The sequence below is a fragment of the Mycobacterium sp. IDUB_1 genome, assembly GCF_055419625.1.
Genome location: NZ_JBVAYA010000003.1, coordinates 433,466 through 457,536, shown reverse-complemented (window position 1 = coordinate 457,536; position 24,071 = coordinate 433,466). Strand labels below are relative to the sequence as shown.

At 65.2% G+C, this 24,071-nt stretch carries 24 protein-coding genes; 18 read left to right on the top strand and 6 right to left on the bottom strand.

The annotated features are described in order from the left end of the window. The first annotated feature begins 93 nt into the window (after positions 1-93). Genes ACZYYX_RS19495 through ACZYYX_RS19480 form a run of 4 tightly spaced genes read left to right on the top strand, consistent with a single transcriptional unit; the run spans position 94 to position 4,778 of the window. On the top strand, positions 94-519 hold the full coding sequence (locus ACZYYX_RS19495) for an MmpS family transport accessory protein (protein ID WP_463816242.1): 426 nt from the start codon (positions 94-96) through the stop codon (positions 517-519). After that, on the top strand, positions 516-3,407 hold the full coding sequence (locus tag ACZYYX_RS19490; RefSeq protein ID WP_463816241.1) for an MMPL/RND family transporter: 2,892 nt from the start codon (positions 516-518) through the stop codon (positions 3,405-3,407). The genes ACZYYX_RS19495 and ACZYYX_RS19490 overlap by 4 nt, the downstream gene beginning before the upstream one ends. 47 nt (positions 3,408-3,454) lie before the next feature. After that, positions 3,455-3,898 carry a DUF5078 domain-containing protein gene (locus ACZYYX_RS19485; RefSeq protein ID WP_463816513.1) on the top strand — a complete coding sequence of 148 codons (444 nt, stop codon included), beginning with the start codon at positions 3,455-3,457 and terminating at the stop codon, positions 3,896-3,898. 49 nt (positions 3,899-3,947) lie between these two features. Continuing rightward, on the top strand, positions 3,948-4,778 hold the full coding sequence (locus tag ACZYYX_RS19480) for a helix-turn-helix domain-containing protein (protein ID WP_463816240.1): 831 nt from the start codon (positions 3,948-3,950) through the stop codon (positions 4,776-4,778). Here the strand turns inward: ACZYYX_RS19480 and ACZYYX_RS19475 are convergent. From ACZYYX_RS19475 to ACZYYX_RS19465, 3 genes are all read right to left on the bottom strand, one after another. Continuing rightward, positions 4,753-5,661, bottom strand: a complete 909-nt coding sequence (locus ACZYYX_RS19475; protein WP_463816239.1) for an aldo/keto reductase — start codon at positions 5,659-5,661, stop codon at positions 4,753-4,755. The genes ACZYYX_RS19480 and ACZYYX_RS19475 overlap by 26 nt on opposite strands. Positions 5,662-5,787: 126 nt before the next feature. After that, positions 5,788-6,708 (bottom strand): alpha/beta fold hydrolase, encoded by a 921-nt coding sequence (locus tag ACZYYX_RS19470; protein ID WP_463816238.1) that lies wholly within the window; start codon positions 6,706-6,708, stop codon positions 5,788-5,790. 118 nt (positions 6,709-6,826) lie between these two features. Beyond that, complete coding sequence (locus tag ACZYYX_RS19465) at positions 6,827-7,453, bottom strand: TetR/AcrR family transcriptional regulator (RefSeq protein WP_463816237.1); 627 nt, start codon at positions 7,451-7,453, stop codon at positions 6,827-6,829. Positions 7,454-7,550: 97 nt separating this feature from the next. Here ACZYYX_RS19465 and ACZYYX_RS19460 point away from each other — a divergent pair, with 97 nt between their 5' ends. From ACZYYX_RS19460 to ACZYYX_RS19440, 5 genes are all read left to right on the top strand, one after another. Further along, positions 7,551-8,294 carry an SDR family NAD(P)-dependent oxidoreductase gene (locus tag ACZYYX_RS19460; protein WP_463816236.1) on the top strand — a complete coding sequence of 248 codons (744 nt, stop codon included), beginning with the start codon at positions 7,551-7,553 and terminating at the stop codon, positions 8,292-8,294. Positions 8,295-8,411: 117 nt separating this feature from the next. Further along, positions 8,412-9,044 (top strand): NADPH-dependent F420 reductase, encoded by a 633-nt coding sequence (locus tag ACZYYX_RS19455; RefSeq protein ID WP_463816235.1) that lies wholly within the window; start codon positions 8,412-8,414, stop codon positions 9,042-9,044. A gap of 20 nt (positions 9,045-9,064) precedes the next feature. After that, entirely contained in the window at positions 9,065-9,577 is a 513-nt protein-coding gene (locus tag ACZYYX_RS19450) for a stage II sporulation protein M (RefSeq protein ID WP_463816234.1), read from the top strand. A 28-nt stretch (positions 9,578-9,605) separates the two neighbouring features. Next, on the top strand, positions 9,606-11,234 hold the full coding sequence (locus ACZYYX_RS19445; RefSeq protein ID WP_463816233.1) for a glutamate synthase-related protein: 1,629 nt from the start codon (positions 9,606-9,608) through the stop codon (positions 11,232-11,234). Between the two features lie 29 nt (positions 11,235-11,263). Beyond that, complete coding sequence (locus ACZYYX_RS19440; RefSeq protein WP_463816232.1) at positions 11,264-13,195, top strand: thiamine pyrophosphate-binding protein; 1,932 nt, start codon at positions 11,264-11,266, stop codon at positions 13,193-13,195. Here the strand turns inward: ACZYYX_RS19440 and ACZYYX_RS19435 are convergent. Next, positions 13,192-15,999 carry an ATP-binding protein gene (locus tag ACZYYX_RS19435; RefSeq protein ID WP_463816231.1) on the bottom strand — a complete coding sequence of 936 codons (2,808 nt, stop codon included), beginning with the start codon at positions 15,997-15,999 and terminating at the stop codon, positions 13,192-13,194. The two genes, ACZYYX_RS19440 and ACZYYX_RS19435, sit on opposite strands and share 4 nt — an antisense overlap. Before the next feature lie 170 nt (positions 16,000-16,169). On the opposite strand from ACZYYX_RS19435, the gene ACZYYX_RS19430 reads away from it, so the two are divergent. From ACZYYX_RS19430 to ACZYYX_RS19405, 6 genes are all read left to right on the top strand, one after another. After that, complete coding sequence (locus tag ACZYYX_RS19430) at positions 16,170-16,730, top strand: TetR/AcrR family transcriptional regulator (protein WP_463816230.1); 561 nt, start codon at positions 16,170-16,172, stop codon at positions 16,728-16,730. A gap of 190 nt (positions 16,731-16,920) precedes the next feature. Then, entirely contained in the window at positions 16,921-17,613 is a 693-nt protein-coding gene (locus ACZYYX_RS19425; RefSeq protein ID WP_463816229.1) for a cutinase family protein, read from the top strand. A gap of 69 nt (positions 17,614-17,682) precedes the next feature. Next, positions 17,683-18,651 carry a pirin family protein gene (locus ACZYYX_RS19420; protein ID WP_463816228.1) on the top strand — a complete coding sequence of 323 codons (969 nt, stop codon included), beginning with the start codon at positions 17,683-17,685 and terminating at the stop codon, positions 18,649-18,651. Positions 18,652-18,676: 25 nt separating this feature from the next. Beyond that, a complete protein-coding gene (locus tag ACZYYX_RS19415) occupies positions 18,677-19,066 on the top strand; it encodes a pyridoxamine 5'-phosphate oxidase family protein (RefSeq protein ID WP_463816227.1) in 390 nt (129 codons plus the stop codon). 181 nt (positions 19,067-19,247) lie between these two features. Continuing rightward, the gene (locus ACZYYX_RS19410) at positions 19,248-19,850 is read left to right on the top strand and encodes a TetR/AcrR family transcriptional regulator (RefSeq protein WP_463816226.1); all 603 of its coding nucleotides are present in this window, start codon (positions 19,248-19,250) and stop codon (positions 19,848-19,850) included. Positions 19,851-20,044: 194 nt separating this feature from the next. Further along, positions 20,045-20,527 (top strand): Clp protease N-terminal domain-containing protein, encoded by a 483-nt coding sequence (locus tag ACZYYX_RS19405; RefSeq protein WP_463816225.1) that lies wholly within the window; start codon positions 20,045-20,047, stop codon positions 20,525-20,527. 46 nt (positions 20,528-20,573) lie between these two features. Here ACZYYX_RS19405 and ACZYYX_RS19400 read toward each other — a convergent pair whose 3' ends face one another. Continuing rightward, the gene (locus tag ACZYYX_RS19400; protein WP_463816224.1) at positions 20,574-21,365 is read right to left on the bottom strand and encodes a phosphodiesterase; all 792 of its coding nucleotides are present in this window, start codon (positions 21,363-21,365) and stop codon (positions 20,574-20,576) included. Positions 21,366-21,457: 92 nt separating this feature from the next. Here ACZYYX_RS19400 and ACZYYX_RS19395 point away from each other — a divergent pair, with 92 nt between their 5' ends. Together ACZYYX_RS19395 and ACZYYX_RS19390 are read left to right on the top strand one after the other, a co-directional pair. Continuing rightward, positions 21,458-21,607 carry a hypothetical protein gene (locus ACZYYX_RS19395; RefSeq protein ID WP_463816223.1) on the top strand — a complete coding sequence of 50 codons (150 nt, stop codon included), beginning with the start codon at positions 21,458-21,460 and terminating at the stop codon, positions 21,605-21,607. Positions 21,608-21,692: 85 nt separating this feature from the next. Beyond that, positions 21,693-22,100, top strand: coding sequence for a hypothetical protein (locus ACZYYX_RS19390; RefSeq protein ID WP_463816222.1), 408 nt, complete (start codon positions 21,693-21,695; stop codon positions 22,098-22,100). 78 nt (positions 22,101-22,178) lie between these two features. On the opposite strand, the gene ACZYYX_RS19385 is transcribed toward ACZYYX_RS19390, so the two are convergent. Further along, positions 22,179-22,508 carry a hypothetical protein gene (locus ACZYYX_RS19385; protein WP_463816221.1) on the bottom strand — a complete coding sequence of 110 codons (330 nt, stop codon included), beginning with the start codon at positions 22,506-22,508 and terminating at the stop codon, positions 22,179-22,181. Between the two features lie 225 nt (positions 22,509-22,733). Between ACZYYX_RS19385 and ACZYYX_RS19380 the strand changes: the two genes are divergently transcribed. Continuing rightward, complete coding sequence (locus ACZYYX_RS19380; protein WP_463816220.1) at positions 22,734-24,026, top strand: cytochrome P450; 1,293 nt, start codon at positions 22,734-22,736, stop codon at positions 24,024-24,026. The last annotated feature ends 45 nt before the right edge of the window (positions 24,027-24,071 follow it).

The window sequence follows — 24,071 nt, the reverse complement described above, 5'->3', positions numbered from 1 at the left end:
GATCGCCGGCCAACTGGCGGCTTGCGATATCCCCCATCTGAAAGGCATCACCTTGCCTGGAGTATTCGCGCGCCCAAATTCGTTGAGCCGCCGGTGATCACCGTCGTGAAGCGGGTCTGGTTGCCCGTCCTGGTCGTCGCCGCGGTGGTCGTCGGTGGATTGGCGGTCTCGAACCTGCGCTCGGTCTTCGGGTCCCACGGCGCGGTGGTGACGCCCATCGATGCTGACACCGCCGAGAATTTCAATCCCAAGGTCGTCGTCTACGAGGTCTTCGGCACCGGATCCTCCGCGATCATCAACTACGCCGATCTCGACGGTAAGCCGCAGCGCACGGGCGATGTGAGTCTGCCCTGGAGCCTGCGGCTCGAAACGACGTTGCCGTCCGTGATGCCCAACATCATGGCCCAGGGTGACGGCCGATCCATCACCTGCCGCGTCACGGTCGACGACGAGGTCAAAGACGAAAGGACGGCCGAAGGCATGAACGCCGCCACCTACTGCCTGGTCAAGGCCGCATGACAACGGATACGGATACCGACGAGGCGCGCACCGATGTGCTGCCTCGGCACGCGGCCGTCAAGCGCCCGGTGCTGCCACGTGTCATCCGGATGTTCGCCATCCCCATCGTGCTGGGCTGGATCGCCATCGTCGGCTTGCTCAACACCGTCGTGCCGCAGCTCGAGGAGGTCGGCAAGCTCCGCGCCGTCTCGATGAGCCCCAACGATGCACCCTCGCTGATCGCGACCAAGCACGTGGGCCAGAAGTTCGAGGAGTACGACACCAGCAGTTCGGTGATGATCGTCCTGGAGGGCGACAACAAGCTGGGTCCGGATGCACACACCTATTACGACGAGATCGTCCGTAAGCTCGACGCCGATTCCACGCATGTGCAGCACGTGCAGGACTTCTGGGGCGACACGCTCACCGCCGCAGGCGCTCAGAGCATCGACGGCAAAGCGTCCTATGTGCAGGTCTACATCGCCGGTGATCAGGGCGAGGCGCTGGCGAACGAGTCGGTGCAGGCCGTTCGCGACATCGTCGACCAGACGCAGGCACCGCCGGGCGTCAAGGCGTACGTCACCGGGCCTGCTGCGCTGACCACCGACCAGAACATCGTCGGCGACGCCAGCATGAAAACCATCGAGGGCGTGACGATAGGCATCATCATCGTGATGCTGCTGATCGTCTACCGGTCGGTCGTCACGATGCTGGTCACGATGTCGATGGTCATCGTCGGACTGCTGTCGGCGCGCGGCATCGTGTCCTTCCTCGGGTTCCATGACGTCTTCGGACTGACCACCTTCGCGACGAGCATGGTGGTGACGCTGGCCATCGCCGCCGCGACCGATTACGCGATCTTCCTGATCGGCCGATATCAGGAAGCCCGCCGTTCCGGCATGGACAAAGAGTCCGCCTACTACGACATGTTCCACGGCACCGCCCACGTGGTGCTCGCATCCGGCATGACGATCGCCGGCGCGACACTGTGCCTGCACTTCACCCGGTTGCCGTACTTCCAGAGCATGGGCATCCCGCTGGCGGTCGGCATGTCTATCGTGGTCGCGGCCGCACTCACGCTAGGCCCAGCACTGATATCGATCGTGACCCGCTTCGGAAAAGTGCTGGACCCCAAAGGCAAAGGACGTGCCAGGGGCTGGCGCCGGCTCGGTGCAGCCACGGTCCGCTGGCCGGGCGCCATCCTCATCATGGCGATGGTGACGTGCCTGGTCGGCCTGCTGGCACTGCCCGGGTACCACACCACCTACAACGATCGGATCTACCTGCCCGGTGACGTGCCCGCCAACATCGGTTACGCCGCTGCTGACCGGCATTTCTCCGACGCCAAGATGAACCCCGATCTGGTGATGGTCGAAGCTGATCACGACATGCGCAATCCGGCAGACTTCCTGGTCATCGAGAAGATCGCCAAAGCGCTTGTCGGCGTGCATGGTGTCGCGTCAGTCACCACGATCACCCGCCCGGACGGCAAGCCGATCAAGCACGCTTCGCTCGCCTACACAGTGAGCCAGAGTGGCAACGGCCAGATCATGAACAACGATTTCCAGCAGAAGGTTCTGGACAACACCCTGCAGCAGGCCAACGAGATGCAGGTGACCATCGATTCGATGACCAAGATGCAGGGCATCACGCTGGAGCTCGCCGATGTGACGCGCCGGATGGCCGACAAGATGAAGGACACGTCTGCCAACCTCAACGAAGTCCGGGACCATCTGGCTGATTTCGACGACCAGTTCCGGCCGTTGCGCAACTACTTCTACTGGGAGCCGCACTGCTACGACATCCCGATGTGCTGGGCTCTGCGGTCGATCTTCGACAGCCTCGACGGCATCAGCACGATGTCCGACGACTTCAGCGAACTGGTCCCCGACATCGAGCGGATGGCGCAGCTGACGCCGCAGATGGCCGCTCTGATGCCGGCGATGATCCAGACGATGAAGAACCAGAAGCAGATGATGCTCAACCAGTACCAGGCGCAGAAGATGCAGCAGGATCAGAACATCGCCATGCAGGAGGACAGCACGGCGATGGGCGAGGCGTACGACACCGCACGCAACGACGACACCTTCTACCTGCCGCCGGAAGCCTTTCAGACCGCGGATTTCCAGCGCGGTATGAAACTCATGATGTCGCCGGATGGAAAAGCAGTGCGATTCACCGTCTTCCATCAAGGTGACCCCCTGACCGAGGTCGGCACGGCACGCATCGAGCCGATGCGCGTCGCCGCCGCGGACGCCATCAAGGGCACTCCGTTGGAAGGGTCGACGGTCTATGTCGGTGGCAGCGCGGCGATGTACAAGGACATGCAGCAGGGTGCCAACTACGACTTGCTGATCGCTGCCGTCGCTTCGCTGATCCTGATCTTCCTGATCATGGTGATCCTCACCCGGGCCGTGGCGGCGGCTGCCGTCATCGTCGGCACCGTCGTCTTGAGTCTGGGCACCTCGTTCGGGCTGTCAGTCCTGGTGTGGCAACACATCATCGGTATCCCTCTGAGTTGGATGGTGCTGCCGATGACGGTGATCGTTCTGCTCGCGGTCGGGGCGGACTACAACCTCCTGCTGGTGTCACGCATGAAGGAGGAGATCCATGCCGGGGTGAAGACCGGCATCATCCGGTCGATGGCCGGCACCGGATCCGTCGTCACTGCAGCTGGATTCGTCTTCGCGTTCACGATGATCGGCATGATCGTCAGCGACATGATCGTCATCGGACAGGTGGGCAGCACCATCGGTATGGGCCTGCTCTTCGACACCCTGATCGTGCGGTCGCTGATGACCCCGTCGATCGCGGCGCTGATGGGCAAGTGGTTCTGGTGGCCGACACATGTGCGCCCGCGGCCCAAGCCGAAACCCTGGCCACGCGTCGCGCGGGAGGTGACGGTGTGAGAGACACTGATCACGCTGTAACGAGCGCGCGGGACCTCCGATGGGTGATGCGGGCAGTGATGTTGATCCTGGCAGCGGCGATGGTGGCGGCGTTGGCTGCGCCGAGGGCTCTCGCTGATTCCACCGATGACTATCCGATTCCGAGTCGCATCATCCACACCACTTGCGACGTCGAGCAGTACCTGGCCGCGGCGCGCGACACCAGCCCTGTGTACTTCGAGCGGTACATGATCGACCGGAGCAACCGGCCGGCCGACATCCAGCAGATGGCCTTCGATCGCATCCACTGGTTCTTCTCGCTCGATCCGGTCGGACGTCGCCAGTACTCCGAAGACACCGCGACCAACGTGTATTACGAGCAGGTCGCCACACGGTGGGGCAACTGGGCCAAGATCTTCTTCAACAACAAGGGCGTCGTCGCCCACGCCACCGATGTCTGCATGAACTACCCCAAGGGCGACATGTCGGTGTGGAACTGGGTCGCTCGCTGAAGACGGGTGCCGCCTTGCCAGCTCCAGGGTGGCGGCGCAGGATGACTCCATGGCAGATCGATCGGCGGAGCTTTCGTCGTTCTTGCGGGCGAGGCGCGAAGCGGTCACGCCCCAGGCCGCCGGCCTCGTCCCCGGCGACGGTCGACGAGTTCCGGGCCTGCGGCGAGAGGAGCTGGCGCTCCTCGCCGGACTGAGCACCGACTACTACCGAAGGCTCGAACAAGGCCGCGAGCACCGGCCGTCGCTACAAGTGCTCCGTGCCCTCGCGCGAGCGCTGCTGCTCGATGCCCATGCGACTGCCTACCTCATCTCGCTTGTCCATCCCATCCCTGACGCGATGCCGGCTCGCGCGACAGCCGTGTCGGCAGGGGTCCGGCTTCTGCTCGATTCCGGCCTGAGAGTGCCGGCATTCGTCGTCGATGTCGGCCTCAACATCCTTGCGATCAATGCGGCCGGTCGTGCCATGTACAGCGGTTTCGGCGACACGGACAACTTGGCCCACATGGTGTTTCTCGACCCTGCGGCCGGAGACTTCTACAGAGATTGGCACCACGTCGCGACACAGGTCGTCGGCAACCTCCGTTCTGGCCTGACCCGGTTCCCGAACGACCGCCGTGTGGCCGAGGTGGTCGATGAGATCTCCACTCGCAGCTCGGCGTTCGCGGAGCTATGGGCAACCCACGACGTTCGCCCGCGCGCCAGCGAGGACAAGGTTTTTCACCATCCGCAGGTCGGCGAACTCCACCTCCACTTCGAGGCGCTCGAGGTAGCCGATGCGCCCGATCAGCGCCTGTTCGTCTACTGTGCGCTCGAGAACGGCCCGTCTCCCGACGCTGTCGCCCTGCTGCAATCGCTCACGACGCAGGCCGCATCGGCGTAGCAGCGCTGAGTTGGTCGATCTCTTCGGGTGTCAACTGCACGCCAGCGGCAGCCAGGTTCTCTTCCAGGTGGGCGCGACGCGATGTGCCGGGAATGGGGAGCATCACCGGTGAGGCCTGCAACAACCACGCGATCGCCACCTGGCCCACCGTGCATCGGTGCGCCCGAGCGATGTCGGCGAGAGCTTGGTGAGCCGCGGCGAGGCCACCCTGGGCCACCGGCGCCCACGGAATGAAGGCGAGACCGTCGCGTTCGCAGACTGCAAGGATGTCGTCGGCGCTGCGGTCGATGACGTTGAATCTACTTTGAACGCTGACGATCTCGGTGATCTCTCGCGCCTCGTCCAGCTGCTCCACGGTGCATTGCGACATGCCGATGTCACGGATCTTGCCCTCATCCTGAAGCGCCTTGAGCTCACCGATCTGGTCTGCCAACGGCACTTTGGGATCGACCCGGTGCAGCTGCAGTAGGTCGATCTGATCGACCCCCAAGCGGCGCATGCTCATCAGTACTTGCTGCCGCAGGTATTCGGGTCGTCCGACCGGTGGCCACGCCGCCGGGCCGAGGCGCTTCGGACCAGAGTCGGTGTCGATGACATCGGGTCCGTTTCGCGTCAGGCCCGCCTTCGTCGCGATCACGACGTCATCGGGGTACGGGTGCAGGGCCTCGCGCAGGATCTGCTCCGCGACGTGCGGTCCGTAGGAGTCGGCGGTGTCGATGAACTGCACGCCGAGGTCGACCGCCCGACGGGCCACGGCGATGCACTCGTCGCGGTCTTGGGGTTCACCCCAGATTCCGCGGCCCGTGAATCTCATCGACCCGAAACCCAAGCGCGACACCTCCTTTCCGGCGATTCTGATCGTCTGCGGGTTCATCTTCACCATGGCGACTTCCTCACTTTCTCTGCGTCTCTTCGTGATTCGCAGCGCCTCGGACTTCCGCCCGGATCTGCGTCACCGAGACCACGCTAAGAGCCATCCGGGGGTTTTCGGGGGGAGCGTTACACCCCCTCACTGCGGGAATGAGCCGGCTAGCCCCCGGGCCGCGGTGTCGAACTCGCAGAACATCCTGGTGAAGTACTCGGGCTGCTCCTCGGCAACCCAATGGCCGCAGTCTGGAACGAGATTTTCGGTCACCGAATCGGCGACCTCTTCACACATCGCTCGGAAGTGGCTGCCCAGGGGCCCGGAAGCACCTCCCGAGGCCAGTACCGGGACAGCGAGCTTGCCGTGTTGTCGCAGCGCTGCGCGATTGTCCTCGGCATCGCGGTCCAGTTCTCGGTAGGTCTCACACATCGCGCGCATGGCACCCGGAGCTTCGAACGCCCGGGCGTACACGTCCAGGTCGTCGTTCGAGATCGCATCCGGTTGATAGGTCAGTTCCTCGAAGAACCGGTTGATGTACCACCGTTCACGTCCGTGCGTGAGGTACACCGCGATGTCGGGGTTGGCGTGAAAGGAGAACTGCCACGCCGACTTCTGAGTCACGCGCCAGTCGTAGTAGGCAGTGCCCGGCAGTGGAGCTTCCATGAAGGTGACGCTTGCGACGTCATCGCGATACCGCAATGCGTAACCCAGAGCCAGAGTCGACCCGAGATCGTGGCCGACAAGGGAGACAGGCTCGGCCACGCCGAGGGTCTCGCGCACGAGACCGTGAATGTCACCGGCCATGGTCCATTTGTCGTAGCCGTCACGAGGTTTGTCGGACGCGCCGGCACCGCGATAGTCGGGCATGATCACCCGGTAGCCGGCGGCGGCCAACGGCATCATCACTTTGCGCCACTCGTATCGCGTCTGGGGCGCACCGTGGAGAAGCACCACGGTCTTGGTGGGTTCCGGCGGCGTGACGACCGTGTAGCCGATGCGAACCGCAACATCCGTGCCGACCCAGGCCCGACCATGGTGGATATTGACATCGCGCGCTGTGGTCATGGTGGCCAGTGTTGTCGAGGCGTCCCCGCGCATGGGGGGAACACGTCGCCCCCCCGGCGCGCTTGACTCGACGCTAGGGCCGGGTCGCGATAGTCGAGAGCCACGCCGGGGGTCTACGTCAGCGGCCACCCGGATCAGCAGGTCCGCGGCTGAGTAACAGCGCGAGGCCATTGAGTGCCACGTCGACAGCGGCGTCGAGCCGGGGCTGCGACACTCCCCCGGCCGCATCCACCGCGAGCCCCTGTCCGATCGTGACGGCGAATCCGGCAAGCGAGGCGGGGTCGATGTCGGACGCATCCTGCGCTGCGGCAAGTGCTTTCGCAATGACGTCTTCGATTCCGTGTCGATAGTCGGCGAGCAATTGCGGTATCCGTGCGTTGTTCGGGCCACAGGAGATGCCGCCCTGGATGGACAGGCACCCCAGCGCGTCGCCGGCCCGCACCGCCGTCGCGGTGTCGCGCAGATAGGACTCGAGGATGTCGTAGGCGCGGGGTTGAGACAGCAACTGACTCAAGTGCCCGTGGTAACGCTGTCCGTAACGTTCGAGGGCGCGAGCGAAGAGTTCTTCCTTGCTGCCGAACACGGCATACAAGCTCGGCTTGTTGATGCCCATGGCCTCGGTGAGCTCCGCCAGTGATGCCCCTTCGTATCCGCGACGCCAGAACACCTCGATCGCGGCATCGAGCGCCGCCGTTGTGTCGAAGGCCCGCGGCCGGCCCCCAGCGTGCCGTTGCGCTGCGCCCATTTGCCGATTGTAGCCTCGCGACGCGCCACCTATACCGAACGGTACAAAACTGCTATGGTCGCGCTGTAACCGATCGGTACAAAACTGGAGGATCATCATGCCCCGCCTGACAGGGAAGAACGCGCTCGTGACTGGAGCGACATCCGGAATCGGGCTCGCCGCAGCGCGAGCACTCGCGCAGGAGGGCGCTCATGTCTTCCTCGTCGGGCGGCGCCAGGACGCCCTCGACGACGCCGTCGCCGGCATCGGCACCACCCAGGCGACCGCCATCCGTGCCGATGTGACCGTGCCTGCGGATCTGGATCGTGTCGCCGCCATCGTCGATGCCACTGGACGCCGTCTCGACGTCGTGTTCGCCAATGCGGGCATCAACGAGTTCGCGACACTGGGCGCTCTCACCTGGGAGCACCACAGGAAGATCTTCGACACCAACGTCGGCGGAGTGACCTTCGCCGTCCAGGCCACGCTCCCCCTGCTGCGTGACGGTGCGTCGATCATCTTGTGCGGTTCCAACGGTGACGTGAAAGCGGCCCCGGGAGCGAGCGTGTACGCGGCGTCCAAGGCCGCGATCCGGTCTCTGGCGCGCAGCTGGGCCGCAGAACTCGTCGAGCGCGGAATCCGCGTCAACGTCATTGCCCCGGGACTCACCCAGACACCCGGTCTGGCCGATCTCTTCTCCGAATCCGGCGACGCTCTGGACGATTTGACCGCCACCGTGCCCATGAAGCGCCGTGCCAGCCCTGAGGAGATCGCCACCGTGATCGCGTTCCTCGCCTCCGACGACAGCTCCTTCATGACGGGCTCAGAGGTCTACGTCGACGGCGGGGTCAGCCAGTTCTGATTAAGGGATGTCTACCGACGCGAACAGAGTCCGGCGCAGCGAGTCTTGTGATGCGCAGAAGGTGGCCCCTTCCGGCCTTCCCGCCACACCTACATCATCGAGATTGAGGCAATCAGTATGAGCAGCATCAGCATCATCGGTCTGGGCCACATGGCCACCGCCCTGGCCGGACGGGCACTCCGTGCCGGCAACACCGTCGAGATCCTGGGGCGTGATCCCGAGAAGGCGAAGGCGTTGGCGGGCACGCTCGGCGGCGCCACCGTCGGGACATTCGGTGAGCTCCCGGCAGGAGACATCGTGGTTCTCGCCGTGCCCTACGCGAGCGCCGCAGCTGCGGTCGGCGCCTTCGGCGACGCACTGGCCGGCAAGATCCTCGTCGACATCACGAACCCATTCGCCCCTGATCTGTCGGGCCTCGTCACCCCCGACGGCAGCTCCGGTGCGCAAGAAACCGCGAAAGCCGCTCCCGCAGATACACGTATCGTCAAAGGATTCAACACCGTGTTCGCCGAGATCCTCGCGACTCCCCCGGCCGCGGATCGACCGCTCAGCGTCTTCCTTGCCGGCGACGACGCACAGGCGAAAGCAGAAGTGTCGGCGTTCGCCGAGAGCATGGGATTCCGTCCCCTGGACGCCGGTCCCTTGTCGATGGCACGAGCCCTGGAGTACGCCGGTCTGTTGGAACTCAACCTCAAGACCCACGGGCTCGAGCAGACCGACTTCGTGCTCGGTATCACCGTCGTGAACTGACCCCGCATATTCGGCACATCATGACTGCACTCGGCATCGTGCGCACCAACGTCCGTGCCTACCTCGTCCTGAACGCGCTCGCATACGGCGTCTGCGCTGTCGGCTTCGCCGCCGGATTGCTGTTCCCCTCCCTCAACGAGGCCGAGGTATCACGATTACACGACGACGGCACAGTGGATCTCGTGCAGTCGCTGATCCGGAATCCGTGGCTGTTCGCTGTGACGATTCTCGGGGTGAACACCGTGACGATCGGCGCTGCGACCATCGTTCTCCCGTCGATGATCGTGCCCTTCGCCGGCATCGTGTTGTTCGCCTCGTGGGCGCTCACCACGGGTGTGACCCTCGTTCCGTCCACCGACGCCGGCTGGCCGCGCGCTGTGGGAGCCGCCAACCGCCGAAGTGCTTATGTCACAGGTCTGCGCCAGCTCGGCTGGCAGTCCTTGGCAGCCATCGTCTTGCTCGTCGCGGGCGCAGTGTACGAAGCGTTCTCCCTGCGCTACTTCGTGCATCCATTGATTCAGTGGCTGCAATGAACACCCTCTCGATCAACAAAGGATTCTCGTGAAAGCCGTTGAGCCCAGGGCAACACCCGTGGTGTCCTTCACCGACCTGACGTCCGAGCGGCCATTTCCCGTCGTGGTCGATGGTGTGGACATCGCCCTGGTACGACGGGGCGAGAACGTGTCGGCGCTGTCAGGGCGGTGCCTCCATCGTGGGGTGCTCCTGAGCGATGGGCACATCGACGGCGATGTGCTCGTCTGCGGGGTCCACGGCTGGCGCTACGATGCCACCACGGGAATCTCGCCAGTGAACCCGTCGGCCGCTCTCACCACGTTTCCGGCGTGGGTGTCAGACGGAGTCGTGTACGTCGATGCGACGGCGGTCGCTGACTTTCGACGAAAAGGTGCGGTGATCTACAACGACGACGGATACCAGGGTCGGTGGATCACGCCGGCCGACTCCGCTGAGGAGCCCTTCGTCACCCAGATCCATGAGGTTGCGGCACACGGGCTCGACAGGGTCGGCCATCACGGACCCATGGCAGCCATGGGTGTGCCCAGGGATCAGCTACCGACATGGGAGTCGATACAGCTCGTGACCGGGCAGCTGGCGCGAATGCCGTTGCTCGAGGCCGAACCGGTCGACACGGCAACCGTGATCGGTCCGGGAGCCAGACGGCCACTGCGGCTGGACATTCCGTTGTTCGTCAGCGATATGAGCTTTGGGGCGCTATCCGAGGAGGCCAAGGTCGCTCTGTCCGCGGGGGCGCAACTGGCGGGCACCGGGATCTGCTCCGGCGAGGGAGGCATGCTTCCAGACGAGCAACGGCGCAACTCGCGGTACCTCTACGAACTGGCCTCGGCCCGCTTCGGGTGGAACGTCGACCACCTGCAGAAGGTGCAGGCCTTCCACTTCAAGGGCGGCCAGGGCGCGAAGACCGGAACAGGCGGTCACCTACCCGGAAGCAAGGTCATCGGCAAGATCGCCGAAGTGCGGGGCCTTCCCGAGGGCACCGCGGCGATCTCCCCGGCCCGCTTCCCCGACTGGACCTCGGTCGACCGATTCCGTGATTTCGCCACGCTCGTCCGCGAGGAGTCGGGCGGAATCCCCGTCGGTTACAAGATGAGTGCCCAACAGATCGAACGCGACATCGACGCAGCGCTCACCATCGGCGTCGACTACATCATCCTCGACGGTCGCGGCGGTGGGACCGGTGCCGCGCCACTGTTGTTCCGCGACAACATCTCCGTCCCTACGATCCCTGCGCTCGCCAGGGCTCGTAAACATTTGATCGCATGCTCAGCCGACGACGTCACGCTCGCCGTCACCGGGGGTATCCGCACAGCGGCGGACATGGTCAAGGCACTCGCGCTGGGGGCTGACGCCATCGGATTGGCCACTTCGGCGCTGCAGGCCATCGGCTGCGTGGGCATGCGCGCCTGCAACACCAACGCCTGCCCCGTGGGGATCGCCACCCAGCAGCCCCACCTGCGGGCGCGGTTGCCCGTCGACCGCGCCGCTGCGCGGCTGAACCGCTTTCTGCAATCGACCGTGGAGCTGATGACGGTCCTCGCCCGAGCGTGCGGTCACCGACGCCTCTCCGATTTCACCGTCGAGGATCTGGTCACGTTCGATCGCGACCTCGCCTATCTCAGTGGGGTCCCCTACGCGGGGGTGATGCCGCTGTGAGTATCGGTGGGCACGAGAAGGACCGGGACATGCACTGGCACAGGGCAATTTCCACCGACTCTCTCGACGAAGGAGAAGTGACGGTGTGCCCGGTCGGTGTGAAGTCCGTCGCGCTCACGAAGCTGCGGGGTGAGTACGGCGCGATCGACAACCGCTGCCCGCACCAAGGCGGTCCCCTGGGCCAGGGAACCCTGGAGAACGGCAAGATCCGATGCCCCTGGCATGGCTTCGATTTCGATCCGTTCACCGGCGAGGCGGCCGGCGGACCGGATTTCAACGTTGCCACTTATCCCGTCGAGGTCCGCGGTGACGGCGTCTACGTAGGCACGCCCCCGCCCACACCACATGTTCGCACAGTCAGCGACGCGCTCGTCGAGACAATGACGAACTGGGGTGTCGACACAGTTTTCGGAATGGTCGGGCACTCGAATCTCGGTATGGCGGAGGCGCTGCGTCGCGCTGAGGCCGAGAACAAGCTTCGCTACATCGGCATCCGCCACGAAGGGACGGCGGCGTTCGCGGCATCGGCCTACGGAAAGCTGACCGGCCGGCCCGCCGCGTGCTTCGGCATTGCGGGGCCAGGTTCCACGAACCTGCTGACCGGGCTCTACGACGCGAAGGCCGACCGCGCTCCGGTACTTGCCTTGTCGGGCAACGTGGACTCCTCCGTCGCCGGCAAGGGCGCCTTCCAGGACATCGATCTCCTCGCCGCCTTCGCCGACGTCGCGACGTACTCGACCATGGTCCGCTCGGGCTCCGATCATGCGGAACTGATGGCGCTGGCACTCAAACACGCCATCCTGGGCCGGGGAGTCGGCCACCTCGTGCTACCCGATGAGGTCCAGGTGCTCCCGGCGCCGGATCAGCCCGCCGTCGGCCCCGCCGGGCGCATGCCGGACCTCAGCATGGGCCCGCCCGCAGAGGCGCTCGCTGACGCACTCGATCTCATCGCAGCGGCGAACCGGCCGGTGATCGTCGTCGGATACGGCGCCAAAGTGGATATGGCACAGGTGATCTCGTTGGCGGACCGGATGCACGCACCGGTCGTCACCACGTTCAAGGCCAAGGGGCAGATTTCCGACAGGCATCCGCTGGCCTGCGGCGTTCTCGGCCGCTCCGGGACTCCCGTGGCATCCTGGATGATGAACAAGGCCGACCTTCTGCTGGTGTTCGGCGCATCGTTTTCCAACCACAGTGGTATTTCGCCCTACAAGCCGACGGTGCAGGTCGACACCGATCCGCTGATGCTCGGCCGGTTCCGTCCCGTCACGGTTCCCATCCTCGGCGATGTCGGTGTCACCGCACGCGCGTTGACAGAAGCGCTCCGCGTTGGGCCGGCAATCGTCGACCAGCGTCAGGAGATCGCCGAACGCTGGGCTGTGTGGCGTGTGGAAAAGGCTCGACGGGCGGCGGTGGTGCCGGCCGTCGGACGCGTGTCGGCGGCCAGGATATTCCACGAACTGAGCCGGGTGACACCCGAAAATGCCATCTTGACAGTCGATGTGGGCAATCACGCGTATTCCTTCGGACGGTACTTCGAAGCGACGACGCAGGACGTTCTCATGTCCGGCTATCTCGGCTCGATCGGCTTCGGCTTCCCCGCTGCCCTGGGCGCGAGTGCGGCGGCACCGGGCCGTCCGGTCGTCGCCATCACCGGCGACGGCGGATTCGGCCAGTACCTGGCGGATTTCACCACGGCGGTGAAGTACGACATGAACATCACCCACATCCTGCTCAACAACGGGGAGCTCGCGAAGATCAGCGAGGAGCAGCGCAGCGCCGAGTACGCGGTGTGGCAGACGTCGCTGCTGAACCCGAACTTTTCGGCGTTCGCGCGCGACTGCGGTGCCCACGGCACGCGTGTGACCGATTCATCTGACGTCCGGTCGGCCATCGAGGAGGCGCTGAGCCGGCCGGGAACGGCCTTGGTGGAGATCATGACCGACCCCGCGTCGCATTAGATCGGCAGCTCCCTGAGTTGTCGGCGCGACGTGATTCCCAGTTTTCGGAAGATGTTTCGAAGGTGGGCTTCGATCGTGCGGGGGCTCAAGAAGAGTTGTGCACCGACCTCTCGGGAGGTCGCTCCGGTCGCGACCAGGCGTGCGATGGTCAGTTCTTGAGCGGTGAGGGCGTCGGTGGGTTGGGCGCTCCGTTTGCGCGGATGTTCGCCGGTAGCACGCAGTTCGCGGGCGGCACGAGCGGCGAGCGGCTCTGCGCCCATATCGGCGAGGAAGTTGTGTGCGATGCGGAGTTGTTCGCGTGCCTCGTGGCGGCGACCCGCGCGGCGCAGCCATTCGCCGAAGACGAGGTGAGTGCGGGCGAGGAAGACGCGCATGCGGCAGTTCTGCAGTCGCTCGATCGCTTCGCGGTAGTGCCCTTCTGCGTCGGGTGATTCGGTGGTGAGCGCGCGGGCGTGTGCGGCGACACCGAGCGCCCATTCGGTACCGCTGGCGCGCGCTCTCGCGCTGAGTTCTTCCATCGCGCCCGAGGCGGTGCCGGGATCGCCTGCACGCGAAGCAGCCTCGACCAACTCGTAGAGCGCCAGTCCGCGGATCGACAGTTCATACGTGTCGCACGCTTGCGAGGCCGCCTTCTGCGCCGCCGGATAGTTGCCGCGACCGTTGTGGAGCACTGCCATGGCAAGGGTGGACACCGTGGCTTCGATCCCCCGCGTGCGCTCTGGCCTCCGTGAGTCCCGGGTATCGCGACCGGTGGTCGCCGCCACATCCAGTCCGCGCCACGCGTCCAGGTAGGTATGGGCGTAGGTCAGAGGCATAGCGCCAGACGCCTGCGATATCGCGGCGGCCTCGTCGGAGAACTCGGTGGCACGGGCGAGCTCACCGGTGTAGACCCACGCGAAAGCCGATACGACCAAGGCTGCGGGCAGTGTTGCGAGCGCGCCGACGTCGCGCGCTCGTCGCACGTATCGGTCGGCCAACTCGATGGCCAACTCGTCCTCGAACAGCGCTATCGCTGTTCGAGTGGCCAGCCACAACCAGTTGCCGGCGTCCCCGACTCCGACGGTCTCGACCGGGAACTCGTGATCGCGGAATGCCTCCAGCGCTTCCCGCAGGATGGCGGCACCGGCTTCGTATCCACTCACGTGGACGGTCACGAGGCCGCCGAGTAACAGGTCTGCCGGTCCGTGCGGCGCAGGTGCTGCCTGGACGGCGTCGGCGATCTCGACCAGCGCGGTGTCCAGAGCCAAGCTGCCTGTGATCGTCGCTGCATCGAAGGCCTGCAGGTAAGTCTCGCGAGCGAGCGACGGATCCAGCGGCGTCAGCATCCGTGCCGCGCCCATGAGAATTCCCGGAACCTCGCTGCCGTGGCCGAGATGGAACGTGATCTGTGCGCGAAGCAGCTCCAGACGTGCGCGCTGTAGCTCGTTGAGGTGCTGTGCGTCAACGCTTTCCAGCACGCCAAGCGCAGCTTCGGGTGCCCCGGCGCAGTGGGTGGCATTGGCGGCATCCAACGCACGTCTGGCACGGTTCGCGGGGTCCATGGTCAGATCGGTCGACCTCTGAAGAAACGCGGCCGCGGCGCCGAAGCCGCCGCGGGCCAGCGCACGGTCGGCGCAGCGCTCCAGGTCGGCGGCAGCGTGTTCATCGGTGCCGAGCACTGATTGCGCGTAGTGCCACGCGCGGCGGTCAGGGTCGACCTGCGGGTCGGTCGTCGAGGCCAGAGCGGCATGAGCCTGACGGTGTTCGGGTGCTGTCGCGGCGCGGTAGACCGCCGAGCGCACCAAGGGATGGCGAAATCGGATGTGAGTGTCGATCTCGAATAGCCCCGCAGCTTCCGCGGGTGCTGCTGCTTCGCGACCGATCCCCACGTGCTTGGCTGCGCGCCAGAGCAGTGCCGCATCGCCGGTCGGGTCCGCGGCGGCTACCAACAGGAGCTGTCGCGTCTGCGCCGGAAGGTTGTTCGAGCGCTGTTGGTAGGTGTCCTCGATCCGTCGCGGAACGCTTCGGAGGTCAGCGGATTCGAATCCACCGGCAAGGTGCACGCCGGAGGGCAGCTCCAACAGTGCCAGCGGGTTGCCGCGGGCCTCAGCGACGATGCGTTCGCGGACCCCTGGATCGAGCGATGGTCCGACTGCGGTGGCCAGCAACGCCCGCGCGTCGGTGTCTCCGAGCCCCTCCAAGCGCATCTCGGGCAATCCGGCCAACGGGTCGGCGCCGCTGTCACCGGAGTCGCGCACGGCGAACACGAAGGCCAGCCGATCGGCTGCCACTCGGCGCGCCACGAACGAGAGGACCTGCGCTGACGCTTGATCCAGCCACTGTGCGTCGTCGACGAGGCAGAGCATCGGTCCCCCGTCGGCGAGGACGTTGAGGACGGCGAGCGCCACCAGGAATCGGTCCGGCGGGTCGCCGGTGACGCGGCCGAGCGCAACGTCGAGAGCGGTGCGCTGTGGATCCGGAAGAGACTCTGCGCCGTCGATCAGCGTCGCGCACAATTGGTGCAGACCGGCGAAAGCGAACTGTGCCTCCGCCTCCACTCCGAGTGACGATTCCACCCGAATCCCCGCCGAGATCGCGCGGTTTCGCGCGTAATGGAGCAGCGCGGACTTTCCGATTCCCGCTTCACCGCGCAGAACCAGCACGCCGCTGCGTCCCTCCGACGCCTCGGCCACGAGCCGATCGATGGTTGTGCACTCCAGACGCCGGCCCAGGAGATCCGCGTCGATCCGCTCTGCCGTGGCCCCCGCGGGGAACGGTTGCTGGTTCGGAGTCGCTTCGCCCGGATCGACCAGTGGAACGGACAAGGCTGGCTTCCTTCCTTCGCGGGCGCCATATCCCCGCGGAGCCATGGTCATCAGGCCGCGATGGGCGACGCCTCGCCCCCTCACAAACCGTAGGAGACGACCTGCGATTCGTCAATACGGACCGCTCCGTATCGCAATAACGGCGTGTTGTCTCGTTTACGGTGAGGACCATGCCCGCCAACCGCAGTGAGCAATCGCGTCGGGCCATCCTCGATGCCTCCGTCTCGATGATCGGAGAACTCGGCTACGACAACATCTCGATCGAAGCCATCGCCCGACGGGCCGGCGTGAGCAAGCAGACGATCTACCGCTGGTGGCCGTCCAAAGGTGCGGTGATTCTCGAAGCTGCTACCGAAAGCCTCGGCGCCGTCGTCACCATTCCCGACACCGGCGACCTCGTAGCCGACCTGCGCACCCAACTCACCGCCATCCTGGATCTCATTTCCACGACGGGCTTCGGACCTGCGTATCGTTGCCTCATCGCCGCCGGCCAGTCTGACCCCGGCCTTCTGCACGCGCTTTTCCAGCAGATCATCGAGCCCAACATCGAGGACTTTCGCGCCCGCACCGGTTTGGCGCAACAGCGCGGTGAGCTGCGTGCCGACGCCGATTGGCAGACCATGCGCGACATCCTCTACGGGGTGATCGAGTACCGGCTGATTCACGCCATGCCCTTGGAACCCGCCCACATCGACGGGGTGCTGTCGATCGTGTTTCAGGGAGTGCGTTGAGGTGATGGCACCCGGAACCGGGTTGTATAAGGGAATCTCACCGACGCGAACGTGACAGCGGTGCTGCAACCCTCATCGCACAGACCAGCCGATTGTGTCGACGGGAAACCGTGACCCGAGCACAGGATGTGTCGCGATGACGAGATCGACATGTGAACAACTCTTTTCACCCCGACCGGAGCGGACCGCAGTGCGCCTGCCGCTCTGTGCGATGGCCGTCGGCGCTGCGATCGCGGCACTGTTCAGCAGTACGACCGCGGGTCAGGCCCACGGTGACCCGGCGTCTGTCGCCGTCACAGCGTGCGCCGACGTCGAGGTCGTCTTCGCTCGAGGCACGTTCGAGAGTCCGGGAGTGGGCAAAGTGGGCGAACCGTTCGTCGCGGCACTGCGTCAACGTCTTCCGAACCGCGAGGTGGCCGTCTATGCCGTCAACTACCCGGCGTCACTGGAATTCGGTCGCGCTGTCGACGGCATCCTCGATGCCGACGGGTACCTGGCCCACCTCGTGGCCACGTGCCCCGCGACCGAGATCGTCCTCGGTGGCTACTCACAGGGCGCCGCCGTCACCGGTTACCTCACCAGCGCAACAGTTCCCGCCGGATCTGCGCTGACTCCCCTACCTCAGGACATTGCCCGGAAGATCGCGGCCGTGGTTCTGTTCGGCACACCCTCACCGGGGCTGCTCGGGATGCTGCACCACGGCGCCCCTCCCGTCGACATCGGCCCCGCCTTTGCCGCGAAGACGCTCAGCCTCTGCGCCCCAGGGGATCCGGTCTGCGAGCCGGGCGGCCTCGACCGCAACGCCCACAGCGCCTACGCGGTCAACGGCATGGCCGACGAGGCCGCCGACTTCAGCGTCGCCCTTCTGCGTGTCAGCCCGTAATCGTCGCGAGAGCCTGTCCCCCGAATCGTTCGAACCCAGAGCTTCAGTCAACCTTCAAGGAGGCCACCGATGCCAGCCATCACCGCAGACACACTCACACTGCCCCGAATCCCTCTTCCTGACCCCGCTACAACCACACAGCGACCAGTGGAATCCGTGACCACCGCGCCGAGCGCGTGGGAGGGTGAGGGGTTTCCCGTGCGGCGCGTGTTCGCCTGGGTGTCACCTGAGGCGTTGGATCCGTTCATCCACATGGACGAGATCGGCGCAATCGATTGGGCCGCAGGCGAACCCAAGGGAACACCATGGCACCCCCACCGTGGGTTCGAGACGGTCACCTACATCATCGACGGAGCGTTCGAACACACGGACTCTCACGGCGGCGGCGGAACGATCACGAACGGCGACACCCAGTGGATGACCGCAGGGAGCGGGATCCTGCACATCGAGCAGCCGCCGGAAGGCCTCGTCGTGTCCGGCGGGCTGTTCCACGGTGCGCAGCTGTGGGTCAACCTGCCGCGAGCGAACAAGTTCGTCAGCCCCAGATATCAGGACATTCGTGCTCAGCAGGCCGAGCTCCTGTCATCGGCGGACGGCGGCGCGCTCCTGAGAGTGATCGCTGGAGACATTGCCGGTCACACGGGGCCGGGCATCACCTACACGCCGATCACCTACGTGCATGCCACCATCAGTCCCGGCGCGCGCCTGACAATTCCATGGCAGGCCGATTTCAACTGCCTGGCCTACGTGCTCGCCGGTAACGGCACCGTCGGCACTGCGGCGCAACCGATCCAGAAGGGTCAACTCGCTGTCTTCGGCGCCGGGGACTCCTTCACGATGGCTGCGCGGGCACGGCAGCGCTCCGCGGAGCCGAACTTGGACGTGCTACTGCTTGGCGGTCGGCCGATCCGGGAGCCCATCGTCCACGTGGGCCCGTTCGTCATGAACACTCTCGCAGAGGTCTACCAGGCCCAGCGGGACTATCAGGCGGGTCGGTTCGGTGCCATCCCGTCCGAGCACCTGCCCCGCCCCGAGTGACGATTGGGAAGGTAGGGCATACACCTTGGCAACACACACGTTCCACGCTCTGTTGCGCCGGGACACGCACGTCTTCATCACCACGATCATGAGTGACGGCTCGCCGCACACCACGATGACATGGGTGGACACCGACGGCGAACACGCACTCGTCAACATCCCTGCCGGAACACTCAAAGCGCGCAATGTTCTTCGTGATCCCAGGGTTAGCCTGGCCATCGCCGATCCAGACAACCCGCGGCACTACTTCGCCGCGCGCGCAACAGTGGTGGCCATCGTCGAGGACCATGGCATGGTCCACTTCGACCAACTCGCGAGGAAATATCTGGGCACGTCGTTGGCCGAACTCGGTGGGCCCGTTCACACCAGGCTTATCGTGACGATCCGAGTGGACTCGATTCACGAGGCTCCATGACCTCCGGCATTGATCCCCAGACTGGCCGATCGCGAATCTCCGTGTGGACGTCGACGAGCGACTGGCTGGGAGCGACAGCGGGTCGACCGGTTCGCCGTGGGGCTCGCCGTCCGCCGCGTGACCCCGGTACGTAGCGAACACGAACTCGCACACGCGCGCCGGATGCTATATATGAGCCGAGATGGCGGATGACAGCGGCGGCGGCTTTACGAGTCACGAGCGCATTCGTGATGCGGCACTCGAGTTGTTCTCCAGACACGGGGCTTCATCCGTGACGTTGCGCGATGTCGCCCAGACTGCCGGCGTGTCCGTGGGTTTGGTGCAGCACTACTTCGGCTCCAAGGACCGACTCATCGAGGCCATCGACGGCCACGTGTTGACCGTCGTCGCCACAGGTCTGTCGGCGGCGTTGCCTGAGTCGGCGCCACAGGCGGTGGACGAACTCGGCCAGAGGGTGCACTCCCTGATCGCGAAGCACCTGCGCGAGGTGGACTATTTCGCGCAGATGATCGTGACGCACTCCGACGCCGGATCGGCATTCTTCGATGCGATGGTCGAGATCATCAGGAGCCATTGGCAAAACGTTGCTGATTCCAGCGAACACGGAGCCGAACTCGATGTCACCTGGGCAGCCCTGAATCCCCTCATGCTGGCGCTGGGTGCCATCATCCTACGTCGACACATCGACCGCCAACTTCCCGGACCGTTCACTACCGAAGCGCAACTGACCCGTTGGGAAACTGCCGTTAATCGCCTGCTCAGCCGCGGTCAACTGCCCGACTGAGACTGCTCGTCCGGCCTGGAGGAACAGCCGGCCCCGAGGGCTGCTCCGCAGAATCCGCACCCGCATTCGAGTGCGCGACGAGCCTCATGGCGCGCCAAACCGTGCCGCCAAAGCAATACGGCGATATTGTTGCTGAAGGCCCCGCGATGCGCCGAGTCGGCGTGCACCACGACGGGGTGGAACGAGGTCTTCGCATGCAACAAGCTCTCAGCAGGTCATCACTGCCGCCGGACGACATCACGATCGCAGATCTCGCTTGGGCGCTGTCGTGCCTCGACCCTGCGGCAGAGCTGGCCGTGAATCGCGCACATGACGAGGCGCACCACCGTCACAGCGACCACATCGGCAGCCTTCACCTGCTGCTGGCGCTCGTGACCGACGACGCTGACCCTGTCGTGGGTGCTCTGCGATCCCGGGGAATCGATCTTCAGAAAATGTTCGCGGACATCGATCACGCATTGGGGTCACGTCAGGACCCGCGGTTCGTCCACCTCATGTACGGCCCCAACGCCAAGGCCATCATTTTTCACGCCGCTCGTCGCGCCCAGAACAGCTCCGGCGCCCACGCCTCGCCCCTGCACCTGTGGTGGGCGCTGAGCCGAAGTCCCCACTCCCGCGCAGGAGCACTGCTCTTCAGCCTGGATCAGCTCGACTATGTGCAACGACGAACCCATTAGCCCATCTGCAGTCGATGTGGCGAATGTCGTTCTCTCTGAGTGGTCGTCAGGCGAAGGGATACGGGCCGTCGTAGTCGCCGATGTGGCTGCTGTGGCTGATCAGTCCGTGTCGGGCGTCCCACAGATGCAGCATGCATGCGCGGGGTCCGACGTGACTGCTGGGCTCCGCGCCTGCCAGGTTCAGATCGATCTGCGTCACAGTGCTCGGACTGGTGCAGATCACTGTGTTCGCCCATCGCTTGACCATCGGTCGATGCACGTGTCCGCAGAGCACGATCTCGATGTTGTCGAAACGCTTTACCACTGAACGCAATTCGCCTCCTTCGACATAGCGGTACTCGTCCATGTAGGAAATCCCGCTGACGAACGGGGGGTGGTGCAGCATCAGGATCGTCGGTGTGATCGCGTCATGGGCGAGCACCTCGCCGAGCCATTCGAGTCCATCACGATCGATGTGGCCGTGGTGTTCGCCAGGCAGGGTGGAGTCGAGTCCGATGACCCGCACCGGATAGTCATCGACGCAGTAGTGAAGCGGTCCGGATCGCGGAAGATAGGTGTGGTCTGAGAACGCCGTTCGAAGGTTCTCGCGGTCGTCGTGATTTCCCGGGATGACCAGGTACGGAATGGTGAGTGTCGCCAGGATGCGCCTCAGGGTTGCGTACTCCTCCGGCTGGCCCTCGTCGACTAGATCGCCGGTAAGCAGCACCAGATCCGGTCGGCGGTCCATGGCGAGCAGGTGATCGATGGCCTCGACGAGCGCCTGGTTCGAGTCGGTCACGCCGTGATACAGGACTCCGGGCGGACGGACGTGCAGGTCGGAGAGCTGAGCTATCAGCACGTCAGTCTCCCGGCGTTTCCTTTCACCGCGCAAGGATGACGCGTCGGACTGCATTCCGCCTCTCGGGCTCGTCGAAGGTGGACAATGGCGACATGTCCGCCGCAGTCTGGATCGTCATCGGGGTGATCGCTGTCGGCACCGTCGCGGCGGGTTTGGTGCGGATGCGGGCGTGGCTACAGAAGCCGGTTCCGCCGGAGGTCATCGAAGCCGCCCACCGCGACGACGACAAAGACGCCACCTAGTTCCCGTCGGGCGACAGCTCTCCCGATATCGCACCTCGGACCGTTCGCTCTGCGCCGCCGCCTCGATGCTGCCAGAGTTAGGGGAATGTCGGGTCTACGAGCCGTCTCCGCGGTCTGTGGGCGGCGGCTGTGCGCGGCAGTTGCCGCCGGCTCTGCAGTCCTTCACGCGATGATGGTCGTCCACGCACGCAGCTCAGCGCTGGCTGTGCTCATCGTCGCGATGGCCGGAGCGTGTCTGTTCTGCGCCTACGAGATGTGGCGAGCCTGCGGCCCCCGGACATGGGCCGTGGTGGCCGTCATGAATCTGGGCATGATCGCTGTGCACTGGTCCACGCCCGTTCATCACCACGGCACCCCGGTGATGCTCCCCGACCAGTCCATGCCCGCGCTCATGGGGCTGACGACGGTTGTGTCCCTGACTGAGGCCGTTATCGCCGCCTCGGTGCTCTACGCGATCACGCGACGACGGGACCCGTCAGTTTTCGGTAGGTAGCCCACGTCGTTCACTCGAGCCCGAGTGCAGCTGCCCCGTACAGCACGGTGCTGGTGTTCAGCCGGGTCGGGTGGGACGTCAGCATCTGTTGGACGAAATCGGCGGCGGTCGGCTCGCTGGCCAGGACTCGATCCGCATGTCGAGGTAGTCGATCGTCTCCGTCAGGACACGGGCATCGTTCGGCGCGTCGGGGCGCCGATGCGAGGCCACGACGATGTCCGGTTGCCACGCTTGCACTTCCCTGATCGTGTCGATCCACTGCCTGCGTTCCTCGTGTTCGCGGCTGCCCATCAGCGCGCAATGCACGTCGTTGTAGGCGATGTCGCCGACGACGGCGGCATTGAGTTCTGGCAGGCGAACGTACGACGAAGTGGCGTGATCGGATTGCCCCGCGGCAACGACGATCACGTCGTGGCCCTCCAATCCCAGCCGATCGCCGGGGAGGATCTCAGGAGAAGAATCCGGTCGCCGAACCCCATCGTGCGCTCTCGGATCGCCGCGTAGAGAGACCCTTTCCCGACCTCATCTTCACGGCTTTGGCGGATCGTCCGTGTGGTTCCCGATACTGTTTCACGCCGTTCCGTTTGGACTGTGATCCATGTGGATGGAACCTGAGTCTCCTATCCTGAACGGATGACCGCCCGACAACGCCTGCATTGGTTGACACTGCACGGCGTGATCCGCGCGCTGACCACACTCGGTGCCCGCCGCGGGGACCTTCAGGGGCGACTGATCGCAGATCCCGCCGCCCGCGCCAACCCGGGCGAATTCTCCGACGAGATCCGCCGTCACGGCAGGGTCGTTCGGGCCCGCGCGGCGTGGCTGACGGCAGATCACGCCGTCGCCCATCAGGTGCTGCGATCCGACGATTTCGCGGTGACGGCGAGCGGGAAGTCGCTGCCCGCGTTCCTGGGCAGGATCGAGGAGCGCCTGCGCGTCAGCGGTCGCGTCCACCCCCTGCTCCCGCCGTCCCTGCTGTCGGTGGAGCCGCCCGACCACACCCGCTACCGCCGCACCGTCTCGTCGGTCTTCACCGCCCGCGCCGTGTCTGCTCTCGAAGAACGCATCGAGTCGGCTGCCAAGGTTCTGGTCGACGAGATCGCCGAGGGGCCGGGAGTCGTGGACATCGTCGACCGGTATTGCTCACGGCTGCCGGTCACGGTTATCGGCGACATCCTCGGCGTGCCGGAGGAGGATCGCCCCAAGATCCTCGAATTCGGGGAACTCGCGGCTCCCAGCCTCGACGTCGGCCTGTCCTGGCCCCAGTATCTTCGCGTCGAAGAGGGCTTGGAGGGATTCACCGAGTGGCTGACCGATCACATCCGCCAGTTGCGGCAGGCCCCAGGTGACGACCTGATGAGTCAGCTCATCGAGGCGACCGATGAGGGCGCGCGCCTCGACGACCAGGAGCTCCTTGCCACCGCTGGGCTGGTATTGGCTGCGGGTTTCGAGACCACGGTGAATCTCCTCGGAAGCGGCATCGATCTTCTGCTGCGCCACCCCGACCAACTCGAACTGCTGCGTGAACGGCCGGAATTGTGGCCCAACGCCGTCGAAGAGATCTTGCGGTTCGAGTCTCCCGTGCAACTGACGGCGCGCCATGCCGTGCAGGACACCGAGGTGGCGGGCCGAACGATCCGGGCCGGCGACGCGATGGTGCTGCACTTGGCGGGCGCCAACCGAGATCCTGAGGTGTTCTCCTCCCCCCACACCTTCGACGTGACGCGCGACAACGCCGGACGGCACCTCTCGTTCTCCGGCGGCCGGCATTTCTGTCTCGGTGCAGCCCTCGCCAGGTCGGAGGGAGCCGTCGGCCTGCGCGCGTTCTTCGCGCGCCATCCGCACTCCGAGCTGACCGGTGGCGGCCGACGCCGCGACACCCGCGTGCTGCGCGGATGGGCGACGCTACCGGTCAGCCTTGCCTAGGAAGCGTCCGCTGGATCGGCGGCCGCCGACCGCCGGAACGTCGGC

Excerpts from the sequence above, each read along its gene's own strand:
- ACZYYX_RS19465 (WP_463816237.1), bottom strand. The coding sequence starts at position 7,453 with ATGGGCGCAGCGCAACGGCACGCTGGGGGCCGGCCGCGGGCCTTCGAC.
- ACZYYX_RS19405 (WP_463816225.1), top strand. The coding sequence starts at position 20,045 with ATGCAACAAGCTCTCAGCAGGTCATCACTGCCGCCGGACGACATCACG.
- ACZYYX_RS19440 (WP_463816232.1), top strand. The coding sequence starts at position 11,264 with ATGCACTGGCACAGGGCAATTTCCACCGACTCTCTCGACGAAGGAGAA.
- ACZYYX_RS19475 (WP_463816239.1), bottom strand. The coding sequence starts at position 5,661 with ATGGTGAAGATGAACCCGCAGACGATCAGAATCGCCGGAAAGGAGGTG.
- ACZYYX_RS19430 (WP_463816230.1), top strand. The coding sequence starts at position 16,170 with ATGCCCGCCAACCGCAGTGAGCAATCGCGTCGGGCCATCCTCGATGCC.
- ACZYYX_RS19455 (WP_463816235.1), top strand. The coding sequence starts at position 8,412 with ATGAGCAGCATCAGCATCATCGGTCTGGGCCACATGGCCACCGCCCTG.
- ACZYYX_RS19450 (WP_463816234.1), top strand. The coding sequence starts at position 9,065 with ATGACTGCACTCGGCATCGTGCGCACCAACGTCCGTGCCTACCTCGTC.
- ACZYYX_RS19395 (WP_463816223.1), top strand. The coding sequence starts at position 21,458 with ATGTCCGCCGCAGTCTGGATCGTCATCGGGGTGATCGCTGTCGGCACC.
- ACZYYX_RS19420 (WP_463816228.1), top strand. The coding sequence starts at position 17,683 with ATGCCAGCCATCACCGCAGACACACTCACACTGCCCCGAATCCCTCTT.
- ACZYYX_RS19485 (WP_463816513.1), top strand. The coding sequence starts at position 3,455 with ATGCGGGCAGTGATGTTGATCCTGGCAGCGGCGATGGTGGCGGCGTTG.
- ACZYYX_RS19470 (WP_463816238.1), bottom strand. The coding sequence starts at position 6,708 with ATGACCACAGCGCGCGATGTCAATATCCACCATGGTCGGGCCTGGGTC.
- ACZYYX_RS19460 (WP_463816236.1), top strand. The coding sequence starts at position 7,551 with ATGCCCCGCCTGACAGGGAAGAACGCGCTCGTGACTGGAGCGACATCC.
- ACZYYX_RS19480 (WP_463816240.1), top strand. The coding sequence starts at position 3,948 with ATGGCAGATCGATCGGCGGAGCTTTCGTCGTTCTTGCGGGCGAGGCGC.
- ACZYYX_RS19380 (WP_463816220.1), top strand. The coding sequence starts at position 22,734 with ATGACCGCCCGACAACGCCTGCATTGGTTGACACTGCACGGCGTGATC.
- ACZYYX_RS19490 (WP_463816241.1), top strand. The coding sequence starts at position 516 with ATGACAACGGATACGGATACCGACGAGGCGCGCACCGATGTGCTGCCT.
- ACZYYX_RS19390 (WP_463816222.1), top strand. The coding sequence starts at position 21,693 with ATGTCGGGTCTACGAGCCGTCTCCGCGGTCTGTGGGCGGCGGCTGTGC.
- ACZYYX_RS19410 (WP_463816226.1), top strand. The coding sequence starts at position 19,248 with ATGGCGGATGACAGCGGCGGCGGCTTTACGAGTCACGAGCGCATTCGT.